Here is a 25,286-nt window from a genome sequence, read left to right on the forward strand (position 1 = left end):
CGATGAAGGTCGGGCGGCGCCGCGCGGTGAGCGCGGTCGTGGTCGGCGGCGTGGTCGTGGCAGGCGTCGTCCTGCTGTGGACGGCGCCCGACGCGGAGGACGCGCCGCATAACGTGGCCGAGGTGCACGTCGTCGGGGACGACGCCCCTCGTGGGTCGGGAGAGCGGCCGCCGGTCGTCTCGGTCCCGCCCGAGGGCGCCGTGGTCCGCCCCGACGGCCAGGCACTCGTCCCGCTCCCGCCCGGCGAACCGGAGTTCTCTGACCTGCACACGGGCGAGTCGGTCGACCTGTCCGAGCTCACCGTCGGGGGCTACGAGGGCTGGTGGAGCGGTGACGGCCACGGCGAGGAGTGTGACTCCTACGCCGACGCCCACCCCGCGGTCGTCCTCGTGAGCACGCGGACGGGCGCCGTCGTCGAGGCGTACACGGACGGCGCGCGGCTCCAGCGCCCGCCGACCACCCCGCCGGGCGACCCGGCGGAGTGGCCCGCGAACTCCGTCGTCGTGCTCGACGCGGGGACGGGCGAGGTGCTCGAGTCGTTCGAGGTCGACGAGAGCGGGTGGCGCACCGACCTGCCGTACGTGCACTGCGTCCCGCCATCCGAGACGCCCTGACCACCGGTTGACACGTCCCGTGCCGCGCGCACATCCTGGGACACAGGTCATGAGTGCCAGCGTGAAACCCCGGTTTGCTGGCCGGCAACCCTCCTCTCGCGGCGGGGTGCCCCGGGTGACGACCAGGCCGCACGCCGACCGGCGCGCGGCAAGCGCGGGGAGCACCCTCCCCGGACTGCCCTCGGAGGACCGTGCCATGACTGCTCTCGCCGACGTCTCGTGTCCGACGGACGCCGCACCGGATCGCGCCGAGGCGCCCGACCTCGCGGCGCTCGGCGACGTCCCCGCACTGCTGCCCGTCGTCGGCGCGGACACGCTCGTCCCGCTCGTCGACGGCCGCAGCGTCCCGTACGCGAACCTCGACGTCGCGGCCTCGGCGCCGGCGCTGCGCGCAGTCGCCGACCGGGTCACCGAGGTCCTGCCGCTCTACGCGAGCGTGCACCGCGGCGCGGGCTACCTGTCGCAGGTCTCGACGGCGCTCTACGAGGCCTCGCGCCGCACGGTCGGCGCTTTCGTCGGCGCGCGCGAGGACGACGTCACGGTCGTCACGCGCAACACGACCGACTCGCTCAACCTGCTCGCGGGCTGCGTGCCCGCGAACGCGGACGGGACGCCCGGTCGCGTCCTGGTCCTCGACGTCGAGCACCACGCGAACCTCCTGCCGTGGCAGCGCACGGGCGGCGCGACGGTCCTCGCGGGCGGGTCGTCCGTCGCGGAGACGCTGTCCGGCCTGCGCACCGAGCTCGCACGCTTCCCGTACGCCCTGGTCGCCGTGACCGGTGCGTCGAACGTGACTGGCGAGTCGCTGCCCGTCGCGGAGGTCGTGCGGGCCGCGCACGACGCCGGGGCGCGCGTCGTGCTCGACGGCGCCCAGCTCGTCCCGCACCGCGGGTTCTCCCTCGCGGCCTCGGGCGTCGACTACGTCGCCTTCTCCGGCCACAAGACCTACGCGCCGTTCGGGTCGGGGGCGCTCGTCGGTCGTCGGGACTGGCTCGACGCGGGCACGCCGTACCTCGCCGGGGGCGGCGCGGTGCGCCAGGTCGGCGTGACGGAGACGGTGTGGCAGACGGCGCCCGCCCGCCACGAGGCCGGGTCGCCCAACGTCGTGGGCGCGGTCGCGCTCGCGGCGGCGTGCGACGCGCTCGCGGCGCTCGACCCGGCCGAGCTCCATGTGCACGAGGCGACGCTGCGCGCGGCGCTCGTCGCCGGGCTGGAGGCGCTCCCCGGGGTGCGCGTCGTCCGCGTGTGGGACGACGCCGTCGACCCGGTGGGCGTCGTGACGTTCTCCGTCGAGGGCCACGACCCGGGCCTCGTCGCCGCGTACCTGTCAGCCGAGCACGGCATCGGCGTGCGCGACGGCCGGTTCTGCGCGCACCCGCTCCTGGCGCGTCTCGGGTACGACGCCGGCGCGATCCGCGCGTCGGTGGGTGTCGGGACGACGGGTGCGGACGTCGTCCGCCTCGTCGAGGCCGTGCGGGCCTACGTCGAGCAGGGACCGGCGACGCGGTACGAGGTCGTCGACGGCTGCTGGACCGTCGCCGACGACCCGCGTCCGGTCCCCGCCGGCTCGGGTCTCGAGGGTCTCTTCGCGACCGCCGCGGCGGGCTTCCTCGCCGACGCCGCAGGCTGTGGCCCCGCCGTCTGACAGGTCTCGGTCCTGAGTTCACCGAGCCGTCGACGAGCGTTGTCCACCACGTCGCCGAACCCTCTTGGCGGCGTCGTCCGCGTGTGCTCTGATATGCGCTGTGCTGCACGACGTCGTCCTCACGGGCCACGGATTCCGGCTGGAACCGCTCGCCCTGGAGCACGCTGAGACACTGGCCGGCCTCGTCGACGAGGCGATGTGGTCAGGCATGAGCGTCCCCATGCCCTACGGGGTCGCGGGGATGGCCGAGCTGGTCGCTGCGACGCGTTCGGCACCCGACCTGACGGGCTTCGTCGTGCGCACCCTCGGCGCCGACGGGACGCCGGGCGCGATCCTCGGCAGCACCGCCTTCCGCGACCTGTCGCTCGTGGACCGCCGGGTCGAGGTCGGCCGCACGTTCTACGCGCGCTCGACGTGGGGGAGCCTCGTCAACCTCGTGACCAAGTGGCTGCTCCTGCGGCACGCGTTCGAGACCTGGGACGTGCACCGCGTCGGGTTCCGTGTCGACACGCGCAACGAGCGCTCGCTGGGCGCCATGCGCCGGCTCGGCGCGTACGAGGAGGGCGTGATGCGCGGCCACCGCACCGCCCCCGACGGCACGCGTGCCGACTCCGTCATGTTCTCGGTCCTCGCGCCGGAGTGGCCGACCGTGGAGGTGGGACTCCTGACGCGGATCACCACGCCGCGCGTCGTGCCCGTGCTGGCCACGGCGAGCCCACCCGAGAGGATCCCGCTCGCCGCGTCGTGACCGGCCGGTCGTCCGCGGATCCGACCGCCTGCGCCCGGACACGCCGCGAGGGCCCCGCCGGAGCGGAGCCCTCGCGAACGTGTTGCGGCAGGACTACTTGTCGAACGCGTCCTTGACGTCGTCGCCCGCCTGCTTGACGTTGGCCTTCGCCTGCTCGCCCTTGCCTTCGGCTTCCAGGCCCGGGTCGTCCTTCGCCTTGCCGGCACCTTCCTTGACCTTGCCCTTCGCCTCTTCGGCAGCGTGCTCGATCTTGTCTCCGAGACCCATGGGGTCCTCCTTTCGTCCGGTCCTGCGACCGTAGGCACGGCGTGCGCGACTCGCACGCGGGGACGACGAGCGCCGTGTGGTGGGATGTCTCCGTGCTGCACGACACCACCCTCGAAGGCTTCGGCGTCCGGCTCGAACCGCTCGCCGAGCACCACGCCCCCGCACTCGACGCGATCGTCGACGACGGCATCTGGGCAGGCATGTCGAGCCCGACGCCGCGCGGCACGGAGGCGATGACGGCGTACGTCCGCGACGCGGTCGCTGCGCCGGGTCGGCTCGCGTTCGCGGTCGTCGGGTCCGGCACCGTGCCCGACGGCGCGGCCTCGGTCCGTGGCACGACGTCGCTCTACGAGTGGGTCCGGTCCCAGGGACGCGTCGAGCTCGGGTCGACCTTCTACGCGCGCGAGTGGTGGGGCGGGGTCACGAACCCGGCGTGCAAGTACCTGCTCCTGCGGCACGCGTTCGAGGAGCTCGGCGTCGCGCGCGTCGCGCTGCGGGCCGACGCGCGCAACAGTCGGTCGATCGCCGCCATCACGCGGCTCGGCGCCGTGCCCGAGGGCGTGCTCCGCAGCCACCGCGTCGCGCCCGACGGGTCGCGCCAGGACACCGCGTACTTCTCGGTCCTGGTCGACGAGTGGCCGACCGTCGCCGACGGCCTCCTGGCCCGCCTGGCCTGACGGGTCGGCTCGCCGAGAACGAGCCTGCGCGGCGTCGATCACGAGGTTGACGTCGTCGTCCGCCGGAGAACGGCGTCAACCTCGTGGTCGGCGGTGGGGTCCTCAGGCGCGCGGAGTGACCTGACCCGAGAGGTGCAGGCGGCCCTTGCCGTCCCACGCCTGGTAGGTGACGCCCGTGGCCGGGTCGCCCGCGCCGTCGGGCACGGCGGCGGGCACGTGCGCGACGGCGTCGCGCACCCCGGCCGGCGCGTCTCCCGCCGGGCGCAGCGCGACGTCGACCGTGCTCGGCAGGAGGACGGGCTTGGCGAACGACACGGTCCAGTCGTAGGTGTCGCCGCTACCCGGGCCCGCCTCGGCGAGCGCCCGGGCGGCGGTGTACATGCCGTGCGCGATGGCGCGCGGGAACCCGAACGCCTTGGCGCCGAGCGCCGACGTGTGGATGGGGTTGCGGTCGCCGGAGACCGCCGCATACACGCGACCGGTCGCCGCGCCGAGGGTCCAGCGCGCGGTGGGCAGCGGCGGGACGAACGTGTCAGACGCTGGTGACGCCGGGGCGTCCTGCGGTGCGGACACGTCCGGGAGCGAGACGCCCTTCGCCAGGTAGGTCGACACGCCGCGGTACGCGAGCGTCGTCGCCGCCAGCCCGCTGCCCGCCGACCGCTCGTCGTCCGTGCGCTCGACCGAGATCTCCGTGACCAGGTCGACCTGGACCCCGCGCCGGTGCGGGCGCGGTCCCTGGGCCCAGGCGCGCACCTCGAGGGAGTCCCCGAGCCGCACGGGGCGCAGCACGGAGACCGAGTTCGCGAGGTGCACCATGCCGAGCAGCGGCAGCGGGAAGTCGGCGCGCACCATCACGGCGGTGGCGAGGGGGAACCCGAGCACGTGCAGGTAGCCGGCGGGAAGCACCTCCGACGGCGCCTCGCCCACGAGCTCGGCGTATCGGGCGAGGTGCTCGGCGCTGCCGACGCGGCCCGGACGCGCGGCGTCCCCCGTCGGCACCCCTGCGACGCGGTACGCGACGTCCGGAAGTCTCAGGTCGTGGCGGCCGCCCCGGACCGGGAGCCGGTGGGCGGCGGCGATCCGGCCGGACGCCGCCAGCCCGCGGACGTACAGCCCGCCGAGGCCGGGGACAGCGGGCAGCGTCTCGACGCGCGCCGTCGGTGCGATCGCGTCCGCCGAGGTAGAGCCATGGTCTGCCGAGGTAGAGCCCTGGTCCGCCGAGGTAGAGCCCTGGTCCGGCACGGTCCCGGTCACCGGCCCACCAGGCTCTGCCCGCACACGCGCAGCACCTGGCCGGTGACCCCCGACGCCGCGGGCGAGGCGAGGAACGCGATCGCCTCGGCCACGTCGACGGGCTGACCGCCCTGCTGCAGTGATGCCACCCGCCGCGCCACCTCGCGCTGCACGAACGGGATCGACGCCGTCATGTCCGTCTCGATGAACCCGGGCGCGACGGCGTTCGCCGTGCCGCCCGGGCCGCCGGACTCCGCGAGCAGGCGCGCGAACGCGCGCGTGTGGCCGATGACGCCCGCCTTCGAGAACGCGTAGTTCGCCTGGCCGCGGTTGCCCGCGATCCCGCTCGTCGATGCGAGCGACACGATCCGGGGCTCGGAGGAGAAGCCGTTCGCGCCGAGCAGGTACTCCGTGATGCGGAGCTGCGCGGCGAGGTTCACGGCGATCACCGCGTCCCACTTGTCCGCCGACATGTTCGCGAGCAGCTTGTCGCGCAGGATCCCGGCGTTGTGCACCAGGATGTCGAGACCGCCGTGCCGTGCGCGGGCGTGCTCGAGGATGCGCGCGCCCGCGTCGTCGGCGGTCACGTCGAGCTGGAGCGCCGTGCCCTTGATCTCGTTCGCGACCTGCGCGAGCGCCTCGCCCGCCGCCGGGACGTCGACGACGACGACCTTCGCGCCGTCGCGCGCGAGCGTGCGTGCGACCTGAGCGCCGATGCCGCGTGCCGCGCCCGTGACGACCGCGACCTTGCCGGCGAGGGGACGGTCCGTGACCTGGTCGGGTCCGGCGGCGGGGGCGGCGCCGACCCCGAGGAGCTGGCCGTCGACGAAGGCGGACTTCGCCGAGAGGAAGAAGCGGAGGGTCGCGAGGACGCTCGGGCTGTCGACGGGTGCGCCGTCGATCACCTGGATGCCGTTGCCCGTGGAGCCGTAGCGCAGCTCCTTGGCGACGGAGCGCAGGAAGCCGTCGACGCCCTCGCGAGCCGCCGCCAGGGCGGGGGAGTCGCCGTCGGCCGGGGCGCGCGAGATGGTCACGACGCGCCCGTTCCCCGCCAGACGGCGCAGGTCGGCGGAGAGGGCCAGGACAGGCGCCGAGGCGTCCTCGGGGCGCTCGATGCCGCTGAGCACGACGACGATCGCGCCCCACCGCACGGAGTCGTCCGGGGTCTGGCGGACGTCGAGGTCCCAGGCGAGCAGGGCCTCGGCGACGCGGTCGGCGTCGTCGCGCACGCTCGGCGTGCCGCCGAGCACGAGCACGGGTCCGACGGTCAGCGGATCGCCCGCGCGGTACCGGCGCAGCACCGCGGGGCGGGGCAGGCCGAGCTTCTTGGCGAGCGACTTGGTGAAGCCGGAGTTGACGGCCTTGACGTAGGAGTCGGTCACGGGTGGTTCCTCTCGGGTCGTCGGTCGGGCCGTCAGACGGCGGAGGTCGGGTCGGCAGGGACCGACTCGAGGATCGCGGCGACGCCGAGACCCCCCGCGGCGCACACGGAGATCAGTGCGCGGGCGGGCCGGCCGGTCTCCGCGCTCCGGGCTGCGAGCAGCTTGGCCGCCGTCGCGACGATGCGCCCGCCGGTCGCGGCGAACGGGTGGCCCGCGGCGAGCGACGAGCCGTTGACGTTGAGGCGCGAGCGGTCGATCGACCCGAGTGCGCCGTCGAGTCCGAGCTCGGTGCGGCAGTACTCCTCGTCCTCCCACGCCTTGAGCGTGGTCAGGACGGTCGAGGCGAACGCCTCGTGGATCTCGTAGAGGTCGAAGTCCCCGAGCGCGAGGCCGTTGCGCGCGAGCAGGCGCGGCACGGCGTGGGCGGGAGCCATGAGCAGGCCCTCGTGGCCGTGCACGAAGTCGACGGCGGCGGTCTCGGCGTCGACGACGCGCGCGAGCAGCGGCAGGTCGCGCGCCTGGGCCCACTCGCGCGAGCCGAGCAGGACCGTCGACGCGCCGTCCGTGAGCGGGGTCGAGTTGCCCGCGGTCATCGTGGGCTCGGCGCCCGGGGCGCCGTCCGACGCGCCCGCGAGCCGCTTGCCGTACACCGGCTTGAGCGCGGCGAGCTTCTCCATCGACGAGTCGGCGCGCAGGTTGTCGTCGCGGACGAGGCCGCGGAACGGGGTGACCAGGTCGTCGAAGAACCCGGCGTCCCACGCGGCGGCGAGGTGCTCGTGGCTCGCGAGGGCGAGCTCGTCCTGCGCCTCGCGCGTGATGCCCCAGCGCGCCGTCGTGATCGCCTGGTGCTCGCCCATGGACAGTCCGGTGCGCGGCTCGTCGGTCGCCGGCGTGAGGGGCGCGAGGTCGGAGGGGCGCACCTTCGCGAACGCCTTGACCCGCTGGCCGAGCGTCTTCGCGTGGCTCGCGTCGAGCAGTGCCCGGCGCAGCCCCTCGCTGACGGCGATCGGCGCGTCCGAGACGGTGTCGGAGCCACCGGCGACGCCCGACTCGACCTGCCCGAGACGGATCTTGTTCGCGACGGCGATCGTCGCCTCGAGGCCCGTCGCGCACGCCTGCTGCAGGTCGTACGCGGGCGTCTGCGGCGAGAGCGACGAGCCGAGGACCGACTCGCGCACGAGGTTGAAGTCGCGCGAGTGCTTGAGCACCGCGCCGCCCACGACCTCGCCGAGGCGTTCGCCCTGGAGGCCGAACCGCGCGACGAGGCCCTCGAGCGCGGCCGTGAACATCTCCTGGTTGCTCGACCGGGCGTACTTCTTGCCCGCGCGGGCGAAGGGGATGCGGTTGCCCCCGATCACCCAGGCGTCGCGGGGCGACGCGGCCCGCCGGGTCTGCTCGGTGGTCTGCCCTGTGCTCTGGTCAGGGGTCTGCTCGGGGTCCGGGCGGGGGCTGTTCCTGACGGCCACTGTGCCTCACTTCCTGTCCGCACTCGCTGCGCTGCGTCGGTCCGGCTCGCGGGGAGTGCCGCGCGGGGGTCCGCGGGGTGCGTGCCGGTCGGGGTGTCCAATACCAAGAGTACCTGATACTCTCAGTTTCGTGAGTCGGGTCACAGGGTCGACCCCTGCCTCGACGCAGGACTCGTGACGACATCGAGGTCGGGCGCAACGGAGGACAACGTGAACGCAAGCCTGAGCGGGGCCGACGCGCGGCCGGACACTCGAGGGCGGGTGCAGTCCGTGGACGGACGGTCGACGCGCTGGGACGAGCACCGCGCGGCACGACGTGCCGAGCTCATCCGGGCGGCGAGCAAGGCCGTGCACCGGGGCGGTCCCGGCGTCTCCATGGACGAGATCGCGGCGGCGTCCGGCACGTCGAAGTCGATCATCTACCGCTACTTCGACGACAAGACGGGCCTGCAGGTCGCGCTCGGTGCGGCCGTCGTCGGGCAGATGCACGACGCCCTGACCCAGGCGGCGGAGGCTGCGGAGACCCCGAAGCGCGCGCTGCGCGCGATGGTGGGTGTCTACCTCGAGATGATCGAGAGCTCGCCCAACGTCTACTACTTCGTCACGCGGACGAGCGCCGTCGCGGGCACCGAGGAGTCCGCCGCCCAGGCGGCGGCGACGGGCCAGGGGGCGAACGGGAGCACGCAGGCGCCGCTCGCCGCGTTCCTCGACTCCGTGATCGAGCTCGTCGCCGAGCCGTTCGCCCGCGCGACCGACGTCCCGCCCACCGACGCCGCCGCCTGGGCGGCGGGCGCCGTCGGCTTCGTGCGGGGCGCCGGCGAATGGTGGCTCACCCACCGCGACGGTGCGGACGTGCCCGACCGCGAGCAGCTCACCGAGCGCGTCGCCGCCTGGCTGTGGGCCGGGCCCGTCGGCGTGCTGTCCCACAACCCCGCTACCGCGTCCCGGCCGACGGACGTCCCAGCACTCGAGGAGATCTCATGACCGCCACGTCCGACCGTCCCGGCGTCCGCAGCGCGCAGGACGTGCCGCGCCTGCAGGCACCGACCTCGCGCGACGAGGCTCGCGTCGACGTCGCGCAGCTCGAGCAGGCCCTGCTCGGCCGGTGGGCCGACCTGCGTGCGTCCGCCCGCGCGACGGCGGGCGAGGAGGCCTTCTGGCGCGTCGAGGGCCAGAGCAAGGAGCAGCACCGCGAGCACGTGCTCGACCAGATGCACCTGCTCGCGGCCAAGGGCCAGGTCCTGCGCGCCTTCCCCGAGCGACTGGGCGGCATGGACGACCCGGGGGGCAACCTCGCCGGGTTCGAGGAGCTCGTGGCGGCCGACCCCTCGCTGCAGATCAAGGCCGGCGTCCAGTGGGGCCTGTTCGCCTCCGCGATCCTCCACCTGGGGACGCCCGAGCAGCAGGACCGGTTCCTCCCCGGGGCGATGGACCTCAGCGTCCCCGGCGCGTTCGCGATGACGGAGACGGGCCACGGCTCCGACGTCGCGAGCATCAGCACGACCGCGACGTTCGACCCGGAGACCGACGAGTTCGTGATCCACACGCCGTTCCGCGCGGCGTGGAAGGACTACCTCGGCAACGCGGCCGTGCACGCGACGGCCGCCGTCGTGTTCGCGCAGCTCGTCACCAAGAACGTCAACCACGGCGTGCACGCGTTCTACGTGCCGATCCGCGACCCGCAGGGCCAGCGCGACGAGCACGGCGCCCTGCCGTTCCTGCCCGGGATCGGCGGCGAGGACGACGGCCAGAAGGGTGGCCTCAACGGCGTCGACAACGGGCGCCTGCACTTCGACCACGTCCGCGTCCCCCGCACCGACCTGCTCGCGCGGTACGGCTCCGCCGCCGCCGACGGCACCTACTCGAGCCCGATCGACAGCCCCGGGCGCCGGTTCTTCACCATGCTCGGCTCGCTCGTCCAGGGCCGCGTGTCCCTCGACGGCGCCGCGGTCACCGCGTCGAAGCTCGGGCTCGCGATCGCCGTGCGGTACGCCAACGAGCGCCGGCAGTTCACGGGCGCGAGCGCGACCGAGGAGGTCGTGCTGCTCGACTACGGCACGCACAAGCGTCGCCTGATCGTCCCGATCGCGGAGACCTACGCGGCGCACTTCGCGCACGACCGCCTCCTCGACCTGTTCCACTCGGTGTTCTCCGGCGAGGAGGACACCCCGGAGCAGCGCGAAGACCTCGAGACGACGGCGGCCGCGCTCAAGGCGACGAGCACGCGGTTCGCGCTCGACACGCTCCAGGAGACGCGCGAGGCGTGCGGCGGCGCCGGCTTCCTCACCGAGAACCGCATCACGAGCCTGCACGCCGACCTCGACGTCTACGCGACGTTCGAGGGCGACAACACCGTCCTGCTGCAGCTCGTCGCCAAGCGCCTGCTCGCCGACTACGGCAAGCAGTTCAAGGGCATCACCCCGGGGCAGATGGCGCGCGTCGTCGTCGAGCGCGCGGGCGACATGGCGCTGCACCGCACGCCGCTCAAGCGCGCGGCCCAGGCGCTCGCCGACGTCGGCGACCCGCGCCGCGCCGCCGGCCACCTGCGCGACCCCGAGACGCAGCGCGCGCTGCTCAGCGACCGCGTCGAGACGATGGTCGCCGAGGTCGCGCAGGCGCTGCGCCCGGCCCAGAAGGCGGACGCGGAGACCGCGACCAACCTCTTCAACGCGCACCAGTTCGAGCTCGTCGAGGCCGCCCGCGCGCACGCCGAGCTGCTGCGCTGGGAGGCGTTCACGCAGGCGCTCGCGACGATCGAGGACGAGGGCACCCGCGACGTGCTCACCACGGTCCGGGACCTGTACGGCCTGAGCCTCGTCGAGCGTCACCTCGCGTGGTACCTGCTCAACGGGCGGCTCTCGACGCAGCGCGCGCGCACGGTGACGGGCTACCTCGACCGCCTCATCGACCGGCTGCGCCCGCACGCGCAGGACCTCGTCGACGCGTGGGGCTACGGTCCCGAGCACCTGCGTGCCAAGATCGCCTCGGGCGCCGAGAAGGTCCGCCAGGACGAGGCGCGCGACCACTACCGGCGCCTGCGCGCGAGCGGCGACGAGCCGCAGAGCGAGAAGTCGCTGCGCAAGGCGGCGAAGGGCGGGCCCCAGGCTCGCTGACGGCCCACCGTCCCCGAGACGTCCTCGACGCTGCAGGCGGAGCGGTACCGCTGTCGAGGTCAGGCCCGGGCGGCACGACGCCCACCAGCCGTCGTGCCGCCCGGGCCGTTGCCGTCCCCGGGACCCGCCGAACACGAGGTTGCTGTCGTTCTGAGGCTCAGAACGACAGCAAGGCCGTGCTCGACGGCGCGCGACGTCGTGCTCGTCGTGGTCCCGAGTCGGGTCGCTCAGGTCGGGTTGCAGCGCGCCGCCATCGTCGCGAGCAGCCCGACGTCGGGGCGCCACTGCTCGAGGTTCCACGTCTCCTTGTCGGGAGCGCCGACGGCGTGGCACACGAGCTGGTCGTGCATCGTCGGGGTGTCCGCCTCCGGCTCCGTGGTGACGACCTGCGCCCACACCAGCTCCTGGCCGGCCTGACCGGCGGCGCGCGCCCACGCGGACGCGTCGACCGCGAGCGAGCGACCGCCCTCGCGGTCACCCCAGTCGGTGCTGCGCACCGCCTGCGTGCCGAGCGACATGGCGACGTCCCACGTCGCGGTAGCGCCGTCGTCCGCAGGGTCGGTCGTCTCGTCGGCCGAGTCGGTCGTGTCGCCGGTAGTGCGGTTCGTCTCGCCGTGCGTCGTGCCGCTGCCCGACGCCGTCCCCGCCACCGGCTCGAGCGTCACCTCCGCGTGGCGCGAGTCGACGAGCTCGACGCGCACGGTCGGGTCCGCGACAGTGCCGGCGGGGCCGAAGCCGAAACCCGAGCCGGAACCGGAGTCGGTGCCGGGCTCGGTGCCGGTCGCAGCATCTCGCTCGCCGTGGCGACCGACGACGCGCGGCGCGGTGAGCCCGCCGACGGGCGCACCGCCGTCGTCCAGGACGGTGAGGGACCCGTCGTCGTGGCGCTCGAGCGATCCGCTCGCGACGGCGATCGTGGCCGCGCCCCCGGCGAGCGCGAGCGTCAGGTCGATCGCGCCCTCGTCGGCCGGGGTCACGACGACGGGCACCGTCGCGGCGCTGGTCTCGGGCGCCGTGACCTCGAGCGTCACCGGCCCCGACGTCGCCGCGACGGTCACGACGGACGGCGTGGCCGGGGCTGGCGCGGTCGGGCGCGGGCCGGTCTCGCCCGACGGCTCGGAGGGGTCCGTGGAGGCGGTGCCACCGGTCGGGGCGTCGTCCGGCGCACCGCCTGAGCAGCCCGCGAGCGCTGCCGCCGTGAGCGCCGCGGCGAGCGCGACCCGCAGGGCGCCGGCGGGTCGCGAGCCTCGGTGTCGCGTGCGCCGGCGTCGCGCGCCCGGGCGGCGGCGGCTGCTCACCGGCCGACGGGGAGCAGCCCGGCCCAGCGCCGGCCGAGGTCGACGAGGTCCACGCGGTCGAGAGCGTCGACCTCACCAGGGGTGAACCAGCCGACGTCGTCGGTCGACTCGTCCTGCTCGACGGTCAGCTCGCCGCCCACCACGTGGGCGCGGTAGACGATGCGGATGCCCTGCATCGGCCGGTCGCGGTCCTCGGGCCGGAGGCGGTCGGCCGGGGCGACGACGAAGCTGTCCACGCCGAGCAGGCCGTCGAGCTCGACGTCGTAGCCGGTCTCCTCCCGCACCTCACGGACGGCTGCGGCCTCGGGGTGCTCGCCCGGGTCGATGCCGCCTCCTGGGAGGGACCAACCGGAGCGGCCCTCCTCGCTCCAGTGCGGCAGGAGCATCCTGCCGTCCTCGCGGACGACCACAGCGTAGGCGGCGACTCGGATCTGCATGTGCCCATCCTGCCCGGGCGGCGCGCCGGAGCGCGCACGGACGACCGATGAGTACGGGTCGCGCAGGATGTCTAGGCGTCTGCACCCTGAACGCTCGAACTCCTGAGGAGCACAGCATGGCCGAGAACATGCGCACCGTCGTCGGCAACATCTCCGTCTCGTTGGACGGGCGCATCAACGGACCGGGCGGGGACCACGACATGGGGTGGGTGGGCAAGCACGCGGTGAGCGACGCCGCGTTCGGGCTCCTCCTCGACCTCATGCGCACCAGCACGACCGTCGTGCTCGGCCGCAAGAACTACGAGGGGTTCGGCGGCTACTGGCCCGCGGTCGCGGACGACGAGGGAGCGGACCCGCGCAGCCGCGAGTTCTCCCGCTGGCTGAACGACGTCGAGAAGGTCGTCGTCTCCCGGACGCTCACGACGGCGGACTGGTCCGGCGCGCGTGTGACCGCGCAGGACCCGGCCGACGTCGTCGCGCGGCTCCGCGAGCAGCCGGGCGCGGACGTGTGGGTCATGTCGAGCGCGTCCGTCCTGCGCCGTCTCGTCGCGGCCGGGCAGCTCGACCGCCTGAGCCTGCTGCTGTGCCCGGAGATCTCCGGCGGGGGTGACCTGCTGTTCGACGACGGCCTGACGCCGTCGAGCTGGCGCCTGACGGGCTCCGAGCCGACCGAGACGGGGGCGTTGCGGCTCACCTACGACCTCGAGCGCTGAGCCGAGCGCCGTCGCCCCGGACGGCAGGCGACGACCGTCGCACCCGGGTCGGCGACGGTCAGCGGTCCCGGGTGAGCGTGAACGCCGTCGTGCCGACCACGGCGAGACCGACGCCCCACCACACGAGCCCGGCGCCCGCGACCACCAGCCCGCCCACGACGAACAGCGCGATCTGCACGTCGAGGCGCCACGGCTGCGGGAGGCGGCGCTCGGCCGTGCGTGCGAGCCAGCGGCCCCACACCACGATCACCAAGCCGGGCAGGGCCACGGCGAGGATCACGGCGAGCGCGACGCCCGCCCCGCCAGACGCGGCGGAGACGCCCACCCGCCAGCCCACGACGGCGAGCAGCGCGAGGAGCGCGAGCTCGCACAGGAACGCGAGGACATCGGCCGGGCCGACGTGCTGCGCCCCGGGGGCACGGGGCGGATCGTCCGTTCGTCCGGTCATGTCGCGAACGATAGGTGCCGATCGCTGTGGCGTCGTCGTCGGCTCACTTCTCGTCGAGGTCGTCCTCGAGGCTCGCGACGTCCGTGAACCCGATCTCGCGGTGCCGCACCGCGCGGTTGTAGAGCCACGTCACGAACGAGAGCAGGATCCCGAGCGCGACGAGCGCGCCCGCGATGACGTACTGCTCCTGCTGGTCGGCGCTCCGGGCCCAGGGCCCGGCGAGGTAGGCGCACGTGAGGGCGCCGAGGACGGCGAGCCACGTCCGCGTCCGGAAGTGCGCGTGGTCCACGTGGTCGCGGCGCAGCACGAGCAGCGCGATGTTGACGACCGTGAACACGACGAGCAGGAGCAGCGACGTCGTCCCGCCGAGCAGCGCGATCGCGTTCGCGCCGCCCTCGGTCGCGGACTGGCGCACGACGTACGTGATCAGCGCGAACGCGATGGCGGTCGTCACGAGGATCGAGACCCACGGTGTGCGGCGGAACGGGTGCACCCGCCCGAAGGCGCTCGGCAGGACGCCCTGGTTCGCCATGCCGTAGAGCAGGCGCGACGCCATGAGCATGTTGATGAGCGCCGAGTTCGCGACGGCGAACATCCCGATGAACGGGAAGATCGTGTCGAACGGCAGGTTCGGGGCGCCGGCGGCGACAACCTGCGTGAGCGCGGACCCCTTCGACTCGTCGACAAGGTTGCCCACCGGCACGAGCGCGACGGCCGTGATCGAGACGAGCACGTAGATCACGCCGGTGATGGACAGGCCCGTGAGCATCATGCGGGGAAAGTCGCGCACCGGGTCCTTGCACTCCTCGGCCATGTTCACCGAGTCCTCGAACCCGACCATCGCGAAGAACGCGAGCGTCGTCGCGGCCGTGACGGCGAGGAACACGCCTTTGTCGTCCGGGCTCTCGAACACGACGACGCGTGAGAAGTCGGCGCGGCCCTGCGTCGTCGCCCACAGCCCCACGAAGATCACGAGGAGCAGGCCCGACAGCTCGACGAGCGACAGCACGACGTTGGTCTTCACGCTCTCGGAGACGCCCCGCAGGTTGACGATCGCGACGAGCGCCATGAACCCGAGCGCGATCCACAGCCGCCCCGCGCCGCCCGTCTCGAGCCCCAGCCCGAACCCGTCGGACAGGAAGCCCGCGAACGCGTTGGACGCCGTCGACGCCGACGTGATGCCCGAGCTCATGACCATGAAGGCGACGACGAACGTGATGATGTGGATGCCGAACGCCTTGTGCGTGTAGAGCGCGGCGCCCGCGGCGCTCGGATACTTCGTGACGAGCTCGAGGTAGGAGAACGCGGTGATCGTCGCGACGACGAACGCGAGCAGGAACGGCAGCCACGCCGCCCCGCCCACCTCGCCCGCGACCTGGCCGGTCAACGCGTAGACGCCCGTGCCGAGGATGTCCCCGACGATGAAGAGCAGCAGGAGCTTGGGCCCCATGACCCGCTTGAGCCCCGGCTGCTGCCGTTCCTGCGTGCCACCCGCGGTCTGGGTCATGAGAGGCTCCCTCGCGTCTCGGAGATCCCGGACCTCCATGGAACCCCTGACCACGACGTCCTGTCAGCGCGAACGGGCGCGTGTCGCGTCCTGCTCGTCGCCGGATCCCGTGCTGTCGACCGGAGACGTGCCGAACCTGGGGTTGTCCCCGGGTTCGGCGGTGTCTGGTGCGACAACCCTGGATTCGGCGTCGCCAGGGGGATGGGTCCGACGGCGGAGGACGCCGGTCGTCGTCGCGACGCCGAGCAGCAGCACCGCGCCGCCGGTCAGCTCGGCAGCGTTCGGCACCTCGCCGAGCACGAGCCATGCCGCCGCGATGCCGACGACGGGGACGAGCATCGTGAACGGCACGACGGCGGACGCCGGGTAGCGCGCGAGCAGCGTGTTCCAGATCCCGTACCCGACGAGGCTCGCGAGCCAGGCCGTGTACGCGGTGGACAGCAGCGGCGCGAGCGTGAGGTGCGTCAGGGCGTGCCCGACGGCGTCCGGACCGTCGACGAGCAGCGACAGCCCGAGCAGGGGGAGGGGGACGACGAGCGCCGACCACACCGTCATCGACAGTCCTTCGAGCCCGGGCCGTCGTCGGGCGGTCCGGTCGTCGGGTCCGGCGGTGGAAGCGGCGTCGGTGCTCGGGTTGGGGTGGCGGCGGGGGTCGGGTCCGGCGGTGGGGGCGGCGTCGGTGCTCGGGCTGGCCGCGCCGTCGCCCTGGCCTGCCGGCTGTCCGGTCCCGAGCGCGGCCTTGACGCCCTTCGCATCCGACGCCGCCCCCACCGCCTCTGCCGTCGGCTCACCAGGTCGCTTGTGGGGACGGCTACCTGAGCGGCGCATGACGACGTTCCCGATCGCCCAGGACGACGCCGCAGCGAGCGTGAGGACGAAGGCGAGGGCCGGCGTCGTCTCGCTGCGGCCGAGGCCGACGATCACGAGGCCGGCGGCGCCGACGAGGACGCCGACGAGCTGGGTGCGGGTCGGCACTTCGCGCAGGGCGGTCGCCGCGAACAGGACGGTGAGGCCGACCTGTGCCTGGAGCACGAGCGACGCGAGGCCGGCGGGCATGCCGAGCGCGAGCGCGGTGTAGAGCAGGCCGAACTGGCCGAGGCTCATGAACGTCCCGACGAGCAGGACGTCGCGCCACCGGGCGTTCGGGCGCGGCACGAGGAACACCGCCGGGACGAGCACGACGACGAAGCGGAGCGCGACGAACAGGGTCGGCGGCACGTCGCCGAGCCCGAGGTCGATGACGACGAAGTTGGCGCCCCAGATGACGGCGACGAGCACGGCGAGGAGGGACGGACGCAAGGGCATCCTCCGAGGATGCGCGACGCCATCGTGCACGTCCAGCGCACGGTCGTACACAGTTCTCGGTAGCCTGGCTGCATGATCGATCTCGCCGCCGTCGACGCGCTCCTCGCGGTGGACCGCACCGGCACGGTCCACGCCGCCGCGCGCGACCTCGGGTACACGCCGTCCGCCGTCTCGCAGCAGGTGAAGCGCCTCGAACGTGATCTCGGCGCGCGCCTGCTCGACCGCGAGGGGCGCGGCGTCGTGCTCACCGCCGCGGGCCGGAGGGTCGTGGAGGAGGGGCGTGCGCTGCGCGAGCAGGTCGAGTCCCTGCGCGCCCGCCTGCACGACGCCGGCGCCCGCCCCACGGGGACGGTCCGGCTCGGGTCGTTCTCGACGGCGGTGCGCGGCGTGGTCGCGCCGCTCGTCGCGCAGGTCCGGAAGGACGTGCCGGACCTGCGGCTCCTCGTCCAGGAGGCCGAGCCGTGGGACGCGGTCGCGGCCGTCGCGGCCGGGACGCTCGACCTCGCGCTCGTGCACCACTGGGAGGGCGTGGGCCTCGCGCTGCCGCCGAGCCTGCGCGGCGAGGAGCTGTTCCGCGACGAGGCCGACGTGCTGGTGCACGCCTCGAGCCCGCTCGCCGGCCGTGACGCGCTCACCCCGGCGGACCTGCTCGACGAGACCTGGGTCTGCACGCCCGACGGGACGATCTGCTACGAGTGGTTCTGCCACATGTTCGCCCGGCAGCCGCGCGTCCCGCGCATCGACTTCCGGTGCCTCGAGTTCGCGTCCCAGGTCGAGGTCGTCGCGCAGGGCCTCGCCGTCGCGCTCGTCCCGCGGCTCGGGCGCGGTCCGCTCCCGGCCGAGGTCGTCGCCGTGCCCGTGCGCGAACCCGTCCCCACCCGCCCCGTGACGGTCGTGTGGCGCGCGACCATGACCGACGCCCCGGCCGTGCGCTACCTGCGGGGCCGGCTGCGCGCCGTCGGGCACTGAGCTTCGCCGCCCGCCGCGCGGGCCGCCGTCCGCCGGAACTCCCCCGGGTCCCGGGCCGTTGGGTGAGGCGAGCGCACCGCGAGGAGAGGGATCGATGACCGAGCACGAGCCGACCAGGCGCCCTGTGGACCCGCGCGCCGTCACCATCGCGGGCCTGTCCACCCTCGCGTGGTACGCCGTGCCCGACGTCGTCCGGCCCCGTTGGGCACGGGCGCTCGCCAAGGCGACGATCGGCACGGCGGGCCTCGCGCTCTCGCTGACGTCGACGCGCGACGGTCGTGACGCAGGGGAGGGCGTGCGGTCCGTCCGTGACGCCGTGCGCGACGACGACCCGGACCGCGACGACACCACGTTCGTACCGGACGAGGCCGAGCCGCTGCCCGTCCGGCCCGGGGTGCTCGTCGCGGGAGCGCTCGGGGGTCTGGCGCTCGGGTCGACGCTCGTCGTCGCGGGGGAGAGGTGGGCGTACCGGCGCGGCGAGAGGCTCCGAGCCCGTGGCGCGCGGCTGCCGCACACGCGCGTCGGGCTCGCGATGGGCGCCGTCGCCGTCGCGCTCGCCCTGGTGGAGCCGTTCCTGGGCCGGGACGAGGGGCGAGTCGACCGGGTCTACCGCTCGTCGTGACCGACGGCGTCGGCGACGTCGCCCGGCGCGGTGTACTGCGCGTCGACGTCGCCGTCGAACAGGCGCCAGCAGAAGTCGTTCATCCGCGCGGCCGCGGGAGCGTGCTGGGCGAGGATGCCGGCGACCTCGGTCGGCACGTCCGGCGGGACGTCGCCGTTCGCGCACCGACGCACGTAGGCGTTGCGCGCGACAGGACCACCGTGGGCCGGCAGCGGCACCCCGCACACGGTGGTGACCAGCCAGTTCACCAGTCGCATCGCGGCGTAGTCGGCATCGTGGTCGACGTTACGAGCGACGAACTCCCGCTCGGCGTCGGACAGCTCGAACCGCGGCGACGTGGCCAGCCCGAGATCGACGAGGTAGATCTGGTCGTCGTCGGCCCGCATGTTGGCGAAGTGTCCGTCCATGTGCAGCAGCTCCCGGCTGCGCAGGAACGCAGCGGCCTCGAAGAGCTGCCGCTCGACCGTCTCCGCGTTGGCCACCGGGTCGTCCAGCCGGTCGTCGAGCCGGTCGGGGAGGTGCTCGAGGAAGAGCACGAGGCTGGAGCGCGCGTCGGCCAGCTCCTCGAACCGGGTCCGCACGGCGGGGTCGCCGCCGAACTGGGCGACGACCGCCTCGACGTCCCGGTGCTCGGACGCGACGGGAGGGCGGCCCGGCAGCACTCGCCAGTGGTGCAGCAGGGCGAAGGCGACCGACTCACCGGCGAGCACCCCCTCGGTGACGACGAGGTTCGCGGCCAGCTCGCGCCACGCTCCGAATCCGGGGCCGGCGAGGCGGTGCATGCCGTACTGGCACGACAACGGCAGGTCGAAGAGGTTCGCCGTGCTGTGCGGGTGAGCCAGCTCCCGGTCGGTGATCGGGACCCGCTTGGCGAACACCCGGACGCCGTCGACGTCGAGCACCGAGGAGCCGCCGCCCACTCCCACGGCGCCCGGTGGAGCGGCTCGGAGCAACGCTGCCAGCTCGTCGTCGTCGCGAGCGGCGAGCGCAGCCGACACGACCTCATGACGGACGCGTCGGGTGCTGAGCATCGTGCCATTGTGTCCGTCACGGAGACTGCCGCGCGCCGATCGCCGGACGGCGAGCACCGGGGTCTAGCCTCGGCTCATGCCTGAGCGCTTCGCTACCGTCGAGGAGTTCCTCGCCGCCCAGACGCCTGAACGGCGTGCCGAGGTCGAGTCGTTGCGCGGGCTCGTGCACGAGGCGGAGCCCGTGCTCACCGAGATCGTCAAGTGGAACTCGCCCGACTACACGCTCGACGGCGTCGACCGGCTCACGATCAACGCCGCCGGGAGAGGGCCGGTGCGACTCGTGCTGCACTGCGGTACCGAGCGTGCCGAGGACAAGGACGCTGCGCCGCGGTTCTCCGGTGACCCCGACGGGTTGCTCACCTGGCACTCGGACATCCGGGCGACCCTCGCCCTGCCGGTCGCCGCGGAGCTCCCGGAGCGTCGCGACGCGATCGTCGCGGTCATCCGGGCGTGGTTGGCGGAGGCGTAGCAGAAGCTCGCGCGACGGCGGCCGAACCCTTCGCTGCGCGTCGCCGGTAGACTGGGTGCGCGCCGTCGTGCGCTCCCCGCCAGCGCCCACCCGAGGGAACCGATGACCGCCCCCGCATCCCAGGCTTCTGCACGCCCTGCCGGCCGTTCCGCCGCTCGACCGACGCTCGACACCGTCGAGCACGCCGCCGCGACTCCCGACGAGGTCCAGCCGTACGCCGAGCTCGGCCTCAAGCCGGACGAGTACCAGCGCATCCGCGACATCCTGGGGCGCCGCCCCACGGCCGCGGAGCTCGCGATGTACTCCGTCATGTGGTCCGAGCACTGCTCCTACAAGTCGTCCAAGGTGCACCTGTCGACGTTCGGCAAGGCCACGACGGACGAGATGAAGAAGCACCTGCTCGTCGGCATCGGCGAGAACGCTGGCGTCGTCGACATCGGTGACGGCTGGGCCGTGACGTTCAAGGTCGAGTCGCACAACCACCCGTCGTTCGTCGAGCCCTACCAGGGCGCGGCGACGGGCGTCGGCGGCATCGTGCGCGACATCATCTCGATGGGCGCGCGCCCCGTCGCCGTCATGGACCAGCTCCGCTTCGGCGCGGTCGACCACCCGGACACGGCGCGCGTCGTGCACGGCGTGGTGTCCGGCGTCGGCGGCTACGGCAACTCGCTCGGTCTGCCGAACATCGGCGGCGAGCTCGTCTTCGACTCGTCCTACCAGGGCAACCCGCTCGTCAACGCGCTGTGCCTCGGCGTGCTGCGACACGAGGACATCCACCTCGCGAACGCGTCCGGCACCGGCAACAAGGTCATCCTCTTCGGCGCCCGCACGGGCGGCGACGGCATCGGCGGCGCCTCGATCCTCGCCTCGGAGACGTTCGAGGACGGCGTGCCCGCCAAGCGTCCGAGCGTCCAGGTGGGCGACCCCTTCATGGAGAAGGTCCTCATCGAGTGCTGCCTCGAGCTCTACGCGGCGAAGGTCGTCGAGGGCATCCAGGATCTCGGCGCGGCGGGCATCTCGTGCGCGACGTCGGAGCTCGCCTCCAACGGCGACGGCGGCATGCACGTCTGGCTCGACGACGTCCTCCTGCGCGACCCCACGCTCAACGCGGGCGAGATCCTCATGTCGGAGTCGCAGGAGCGCATGATGGCGGTCGTCGCGCCCGACAAGCTCGACGAGTTCCTCGCGATCACCGGCAGGTGGGACGTCGAGACCGCCGTCATCGGCGAGGTCAACGGCTCCGGCCGCCTGACGATCGACCACCACGGCCAGCGCATCGTCGACGTCGACCCGAAGACGGTCGCGCACGAGGGCCCGGTGTACCACCGCCCGTACGCGCGGCCGTCGTGGCAGGACGGGCTCAACGCCGACACGATCTCGGGAGCCGCCGCCGGCCGTCTTGCTCGCCCCGAGTCCGGCGACGACCTGCGCGCCACCGCGCTGCGCCTGCTCGCGTCGCCGAACCTCGCGTCGAAGGAGTGGGTGACGAACCAGTACGACCGGTTCGTGCAGGGCAACACCGCGCTCGCGCAGCCCGACGACTCGGGCGTGATCCGCGTCGACGAGTCCACGGGCCTCGGCGTCGCCCTCGCGACCGACGCGAACGGCCGCTACGGCAAGCTCGACCCGCGCACGGGCGCGCAGCTCGCGCTCGCGGAGGCGTACCGCAACGTCGCGACGACGGGCGCGCGCCCGCTCGCCGTGACCGACTGCCTCAACTTCGGCTCGCCCGAGGACCCCGACTCGATGTGGCAGCTCGTCGAGGCGATCGAGGGCCTCGCGGACGCGTGCCGCGAGCTCGGCGTCCCGGTGACGGGCGGCAACGTGTCGCTCTACAACGGCACGGGCGAGCCCGGCCAGATCGACTCGTCCATCCACCCCACCCCGGTCGTGGGCGTCCTCGGTGTGCTCGACGACGTCGCGCACGCCACGCCGTCGGGCTGGCGCGAGACGGGCGAGAGCATCTACCTGCTCGGCACGACGCGCGGCGAGCTCGACGGGTCGGCGTGGGCCGACGTCGTCCACTCCCACCTTGGTGGCGTCCCGCCCCGCGTCGACCTCGCCGCGGAGAAGGCGCTCGCCGGCGTGCTCGTCAACGCGAGCCGCGACGACCTCGTGTCGGCCGCGCACGACCTGTCCGAGGGCGGGCTCGCGCAGGGGCTGCTCGAGGCGTCGCTGCGGTTCGGCGTCGGCGCCACGGTGTCGCTCGACGCGCTCGTCGAGCGCGACGGAGTGACCCCGTTCGAGGCGCTGTTCTCGGAGTCGACGGCGCGCGCGCTCGTCGCGGTGCCGCGCGGCGAGGAGTCCAAGCTCGTCGACGCGTGCGTCGCGCGCGGCGTCCCCGTGCTGAAGATCGGCGAGACGGGCACCGAGCCCTCCGCTGCGGCGGAGTCCGGCGAGGCGCTCGAGGTCGCGGGCCTGTTCACCGTTCCGCTCAGCGAGGCGGACGTGGCCTATCGCGGCACGCTGCCGGCCATCTTCGGCTGACACCGCTCCACGACGCCCCGGTCACCGCTCTGGTGACCGGGGCGTCGTCGTCCCCGGGCTGCTGCCGGTCGCGCGGGCACGCCGAGCACGACCCTGCGCGCGGTCGACCACGGGATTGTTGTCGGAAAGCGCTCGAGAACGACAGCAACGTCGTGCTCGGCGGGTCGGTCCACCGGCACCGTGGAGTGACCCGGCCCGGTCAGCTGCGCGCGGGCTCCGGCTCCGGCGTCTCGACGTGGTGCGGGTGCCGGCGCTCGAGGGCGGCGCCCTCGACGTCGACGTCGGGCAGGATGCGGTCGAGCCAGCGGGGGAGCCACCAGGCCTTGTCGCCCACGAGGTGCATGAGCGCCGGGACGAGCAGCATGCGCACGACGAACGCGTCGACGAGCACGCCGAACGCGAGCGCGAACCCGATGGGCCGGATCATCGCGCTGTGCGAGAACACGAACCCGCCGAACACGGAGATCATGATGATCGCCGCCGCCGTCACGACGGACCGCCCGGCGCGCAGGCCCTGGACGATCGCGACGCGCGCCGGAGCCCCGTGGGCGTACGCCTCCCGCATGCCCGAGCCCAGGAAGAGCTGGTAGTCCATCGCGAGGCCGAACAGGATGCCGACGAGGATCGTGGGCAGGAAGTTGAGGATCGGGCCCGGCGTCTCGACGCCGAACACCCCCGCCAGCCAGCCCCACTGGTAGATCGCGACGACCCCGCCGAGCGCGGCGAAGTACGACAGGATGAACCCGAGCGTCGCGACGACCGGCACGAAGATCGACCGGAACACGAGGATCAGGATGATCAGCGACAGCCCGACGACGACCGCGAGGTAGACCGGCAGCGCCTGCGCGAGCTTCTCGGAGATGTCGATGTTGCCGCTCGCGGAACCTGCGACGCCGAGCGTCACCTCGCCGTCGAGCGGCTCGAGGGCACGGAGGCTGTGGACGAGCTCCTCGGTGGACTCGCTCGTCGGGCCCTCCGCGGGGACGACCTGGAACGCGGCGACCGTCCGGTCCTCGGACGTGCCGATCGGCGCGACCGCGACGACGTCGTCCTGCTCGAAGAGCTCCTCGGCGACGCGCACCTGGTACTCGAGCGCCTCCGCCTCGGTCGGCTCGCCGGGGAGGTCGGCCACGACGAGCAGGGGCCCGTTCATCCCCTCGCCGAACTGTTCGGCGATCGTGGAGTACGCGCGGTACTGCGTCGAGTCGTGCGCCTCCGACGAGCCGTCGGGAAGGTTGGTCCGCAGGTCGAGCGCCGGGATCGCGATCACGCCGAGCGCGACGATGCTCAGCAGCGCGGTCCCCACGGCACGCACCGTCGACATCGGCTGGACCGGCTTCACGGCCGGGGCGGCCGCCGTCGTGCCCGCAGCTGCGGTGCCCGACGGCGCGGCTTCGCCCGCGGCGACCGTCGCGCCGCCCGCGGTGGTCGTCTCGGCGAGCCGCGCCCGCTCGCGCTTGCTGAGGATGCGCATGCCGATCATGCCCAGCAGGGCGGGCGTCAGGGTCACGGCGATGAGCACGGCGATGGCGACGCACAGCGCGCCGACCGTGCCCATGAGCCCGAGGAACGGGATGCCGGTGATGTTGAGCGCGAGGAGCGCGATGAGCACGGTCGCGCCGGCGAACACGACCGCGTTGCCCGACGTGCCGTTCGCGAGCGCGATCGACTCGTGCACCTCGTCGCCCTGCTTGAGCTGGCGGCGGTGCCGGTTGATGATGAACAGCGAGTAGTCGATCCCGACGGCGAGCCCGAGCATGAGGCCGAGGACCGGCGTCACGGACGACATCTCGACGACACCGGACAGCGACATCGCGGCGAGCGCGCCGATCCCGACCCCGATGAGCGCGGTGAGGATGGGCAGGCCGGCACCCACGAGCGTGCCGAGCATGACGACCAGCACGACGGCGGCGACGACGAGGCCGATCGCCTCGCCCACGCCGAACACCTGCGGTACGCCCTGGGTGATGTCGGCCGAGAAGTCGGTCTGCACGCCGTCGACCGGGGCGTCGGTGAAGACGGCGACGAGGTCGTCCTTCGTCTGCTGCTCGATGCTCAGGTTCGGCTCGGTGAAGGAGACGCTCGCGACCGCGGCGCTCCCGTCCTCCGAGACCATGCGGATCTCGGACGCCATCTCGAGCAGCGGTGCCGAGAGCTCGAGCTGTGCGGACTGCTCCTCGAGCGTCGCGCTCTGGTCCTCGAGCGCGGTGAGCTGCTCCTCGATCGTCGCGGCCTGCGCGTCGAGCTGGGCGCGACCGGCGTCGAGCTGCGCCTGCTGGGCGTCGAGCTCCGGTGCGGCCTGCTCGGCGGCCCCGGCAGCCTCTGCCTGGGCACGGGCCTCGTCGAGCTGGGCCTGGCCTGCGTCGAGCTGTGCGCGGGCGGCGTCGAGCTGTGCCTGGCCTGCCTCGAGCTGGGTGCGCCCGTCCTCGATCTGCGTCCGGCCGTCGGCGATCTGGGTCCGTCCGCCCTCGACCTGGGCGGCCTGGTCGGCGAGCTCTGCCGACGTCGCGAACGGGTCGATCACCGTCTCGACGCCGTCGACCTCGCTCGCGTCGGCGACGAGGTCGGCGATCTGCGCCTGCTGCTCCGCGGTGAACGCGGAGCCGTCCTCGGTCGAGAAGACGATCGTTCCGCTCCCGCCCGAGGCCTCGGGGAGGGCGGTCTGCAGCCGCTCGGTCACCTCGGCCGTCGGGGTGCCGGGGATGGAGAAGCTGGTCGCGAGCGTGCCGCCGAACGCGGCGAAGGCCGCCCCGGCGAGCACGAGCACCGCGAGCCACGCGGCGAGGACGGTCCGTGCACGGCGGGCGCACGCGCGGCCGAGGCGGTAGAGGAGTTCAGCCATGAGGGTCCTTCGG

At 73.7% G+C, this 25,286-nt stretch carries 22 protein-coding genes and 1 riboswitch; of the genes, 11 read left to right on the forward strand and 11 right to left on the reverse strand.

What is annotated here, in order from left to right; all coding sequences use genetic code 11:
* The first annotated feature begins 2 nt into the window (after nt 1-2).
* From AC4H2H_RS04930 to AC4H2H_RS04940, 3 genes are all read left to right on the forward strand, one after another.
* On the forward strand, nt 3-614 hold the full coding sequence (locus AC4H2H_RS04930) for a hypothetical protein (protein WP_494369699.1): 612 nt from the start codon (nt 3-5) through the stop codon (nt 612-614).
* Between the two features lie 45 nt (nt 615-659).
* A riboswitch (SAM riboswitch) is annotated at nt 660-775 on the forward strand.
* Between the two features lie 35 nt (nt 776-810).
* Complete coding sequence (locus tag AC4H2H_RS04935) at nt 811-2,259, forward strand: aminotransferase class V-fold PLP-dependent enzyme (protein WP_494369700.1); 1,449 nt, start codon at nt 811-813, stop codon at nt 2,257-2,259.
* Nucleotides 2,260-2,359: 100 nt separating this feature from the next.
* The gene (locus AC4H2H_RS04940) at nt 2,360-3,007 is read left to right on the forward strand and encodes a GNAT family N-acetyltransferase (RefSeq protein ID WP_494369701.1); all 648 of its coding nucleotides are present in this window, start codon (nt 2,360-2,362) and stop codon (nt 3,005-3,007) included.
* Between the two features lie 93 nt (nt 3,008-3,100).
* Here AC4H2H_RS04940 and AC4H2H_RS04945 read toward each other — a convergent pair whose 3' ends face one another.
* A complete protein-coding gene (locus AC4H2H_RS04945; protein WP_494369702.1) occupies nt 3,101-3,274 on the reverse strand; it encodes a CsbD family protein in 174 nt (57 codons plus the stop codon).
* A gap of 41 nt (nt 3,275-3,315) precedes the next feature.
* On the opposite strand from AC4H2H_RS04945, the gene AC4H2H_RS04950 reads away from it, so the two are divergent.
* A complete protein-coding gene (locus tag AC4H2H_RS04950) occupies nt 3,316-3,951 on the forward strand; it encodes a GNAT family N-acetyltransferase (protein ID WP_494369703.1) in 636 nt (211 codons plus the stop codon).
* Nucleotides 3,952-4,053: 102 nt separating this feature from the next.
* On the opposite strand, the gene AC4H2H_RS04955 is transcribed toward AC4H2H_RS04950, so the two are convergent.
* Genes AC4H2H_RS04955 through AC4H2H_RS04965 form a run of 3 tightly spaced genes read right to left on the reverse strand, consistent with a single transcriptional unit; the run spans nt 4,054 to nt 8,032 of the window.
* Entirely contained in the window at nt 4,054-5,205 is a 1,152-nt protein-coding gene (locus AC4H2H_RS04955) for a MaoC family dehydratase (protein WP_494369704.1), read from the reverse strand.
* Nucleotides 5,202-6,566, reverse strand: coding sequence for a 3-oxoacyl-ACP reductase (locus AC4H2H_RS04960; protein WP_494369705.1), 1,365 nt, complete (start codon nt 6,564-6,566; stop codon nt 5,202-5,204). Before AC4H2H_RS04960 ends, AC4H2H_RS04955 begins: the two co-directional genes overlap by 4 nt.
* 32 nt (nt 6,567-6,598) lie before the next feature.
* Nucleotides 6,599-8,032: an acetyl-CoA C-acetyltransferase gene (locus AC4H2H_RS04965; protein WP_494369706.1), complete on the reverse strand. Its 1,434-nt coding sequence runs from the start codon at nt 8,030-8,032 to the stop codon at nt 6,599-6,601.
* 210 nt (nt 8,033-8,242) lie between these two features.
* On the opposite strand from AC4H2H_RS04965, the gene AC4H2H_RS04970 reads away from it, so the two are divergent.
* On the forward strand, nt 8,243-9,016 hold the full coding sequence (locus AC4H2H_RS04970) for a TetR/AcrR family transcriptional regulator (RefSeq protein ID WP_494369707.1): 774 nt from the start codon (nt 8,243-8,245) through the stop codon (nt 9,014-9,016).
* Nucleotides 9,013-11,145 (forward strand): acyl-CoA dehydrogenase family protein, encoded by a 2,133-nt coding sequence (locus tag AC4H2H_RS04975; protein ID WP_494369708.1) that lies wholly within the window; start codon nt 9,013-9,015, stop codon nt 11,143-11,145. The genes AC4H2H_RS04970 and AC4H2H_RS04975 overlap by 4 nt, the downstream gene beginning before the upstream one ends.
* A 227-nt stretch (nt 11,146-11,372) precedes the next feature.
* On the opposite strand, the gene AC4H2H_RS04980 is transcribed toward AC4H2H_RS04975, so the two are convergent.
* Complete coding sequence (locus AC4H2H_RS04980) at nt 11,373-12,443, reverse strand: DUF2599 domain-containing protein (RefSeq protein WP_494369709.1); 1,071 nt, start codon at nt 12,441-12,443, stop codon at nt 11,373-11,375.
* The gene (locus AC4H2H_RS04985) at nt 12,440-12,880 is read right to left on the reverse strand and encodes an NUDIX hydrolase (RefSeq protein WP_494369710.1); all 441 of its coding nucleotides are present in this window, start codon (nt 12,878-12,880) and stop codon (nt 12,440-12,442) included. The genes AC4H2H_RS04980 and AC4H2H_RS04985 overlap by 4 nt, the downstream gene beginning before the upstream one ends.
* A 116-nt stretch (nt 12,881-12,996) precedes the next feature.
* Between AC4H2H_RS04985 and AC4H2H_RS04990 the strand changes: the two genes are divergently transcribed.
* A complete protein-coding gene (locus tag AC4H2H_RS04990; RefSeq protein WP_494369711.1) occupies nt 12,997-13,593 on the forward strand; it encodes a dihydrofolate reductase family protein in 597 nt (198 codons plus the stop codon).
* 58 nt (nt 13,594-13,651) lie between these two features.
* Here the strand turns inward: AC4H2H_RS04990 and AC4H2H_RS04995 are convergent, their stop codons facing one another.
* The 3 genes from AC4H2H_RS04995 to AC4H2H_RS05005 all read right to left on the reverse strand — a co-directional run bounded on the left by AC4H2H_RS04995 (nt 13,652) and on the right by AC4H2H_RS05005 (nt 16,853).
* Complete coding sequence (locus AC4H2H_RS04995) at nt 13,652-14,041, reverse strand: YrdB family protein (protein WP_494369712.1); 390 nt, start codon at nt 14,039-14,041, stop codon at nt 13,652-13,654.
* A 43-nt stretch (nt 14,042-14,084) separates the two neighbouring features.
* Entirely contained in the window at nt 14,085-15,548 is a 1,464-nt protein-coding gene (locus AC4H2H_RS05000) for an APC family permease (protein ID WP_494369713.1), read from the reverse strand.
* A 63-nt stretch (nt 15,549-15,611) separates the two neighbouring features.
* The gene (locus tag AC4H2H_RS05005; protein ID WP_494369714.1) at nt 15,612-16,853 is read right to left on the reverse strand and encodes an EamA family transporter; all 1,242 of its coding nucleotides are present in this window, start codon (nt 16,851-16,853) and stop codon (nt 15,612-15,614) included.
* 72 nt (nt 16,854-16,925) lie between these two features.
* Between AC4H2H_RS05005 and AC4H2H_RS05010 the strand changes: the two genes are divergently transcribed.
* Both AC4H2H_RS05010 and AC4H2H_RS05015 read left to right on the forward strand, forming a co-directional pair.
* On the forward strand, nt 16,926-17,822 hold the full coding sequence (locus AC4H2H_RS05010) for a LysR family transcriptional regulator (RefSeq protein ID WP_494369715.1): 897 nt from the start codon (nt 16,926-16,928) through the stop codon (nt 17,820-17,822).
* Between the two features lie 94 nt (nt 17,823-17,916).
* The gene (locus AC4H2H_RS05015; RefSeq protein WP_494369716.1) at nt 17,917-18,444 is read left to right on the forward strand and encodes a hypothetical protein; all 528 of its coding nucleotides are present in this window, start codon (nt 17,917-17,919) and stop codon (nt 18,442-18,444) included.
* On the opposite strand, the gene AC4H2H_RS05020 is transcribed toward AC4H2H_RS05015, so the two are convergent.
* Nucleotides 18,429-19,475, reverse strand: a complete 1,047-nt coding sequence (locus AC4H2H_RS05020) for a serine/threonine protein phosphatase (RefSeq protein ID WP_494369717.1) — start codon at nt 19,473-19,475, stop codon at nt 18,429-18,431. The two genes, AC4H2H_RS05015 and AC4H2H_RS05020, sit on opposite strands and share 16 nt — an antisense overlap.
* Before the next feature lie 76 nt (nt 19,476-19,551).
* Here AC4H2H_RS05020 and AC4H2H_RS05025 point away from each other — a divergent pair, with 76 nt between their 5' ends.
* Nucleotides 19,552-19,944: a DUF1801 domain-containing protein gene (locus AC4H2H_RS05025; RefSeq protein WP_494369718.1), complete on the forward strand. Its 393-nt coding sequence runs from the start codon at nt 19,552-19,554 to the stop codon at nt 19,942-19,944.
* Between the two features lie 102 nt (nt 19,945-20,046).
* A complete protein-coding gene (gene purL / locus AC4H2H_RS05030) occupies nt 20,047-22,431 on the forward strand; it encodes a phosphoribosylformylglycinamidine synthase subunit PurL (RefSeq protein WP_494369719.1) in 2,385 nt (794 codons plus the stop codon).
* Nucleotides 22,432-22,630: 199 nt separating this feature from the next.
* On the opposite strand, the gene AC4H2H_RS05035 is transcribed toward purL, so the two are convergent.
* Nucleotides 22,631-25,273, reverse strand: a complete 2,643-nt coding sequence (locus tag AC4H2H_RS05035) for an MMPL family transporter (RefSeq protein WP_494369720.1) — start codon at nt 25,271-25,273, stop codon at nt 22,631-22,633.
* Between the last annotated feature and the right edge of the window lie 13 nt (nt 25,274-25,286).

Source organism: Cellulosimicrobium sp. BMG9.22, assembly GCF_059159975.1.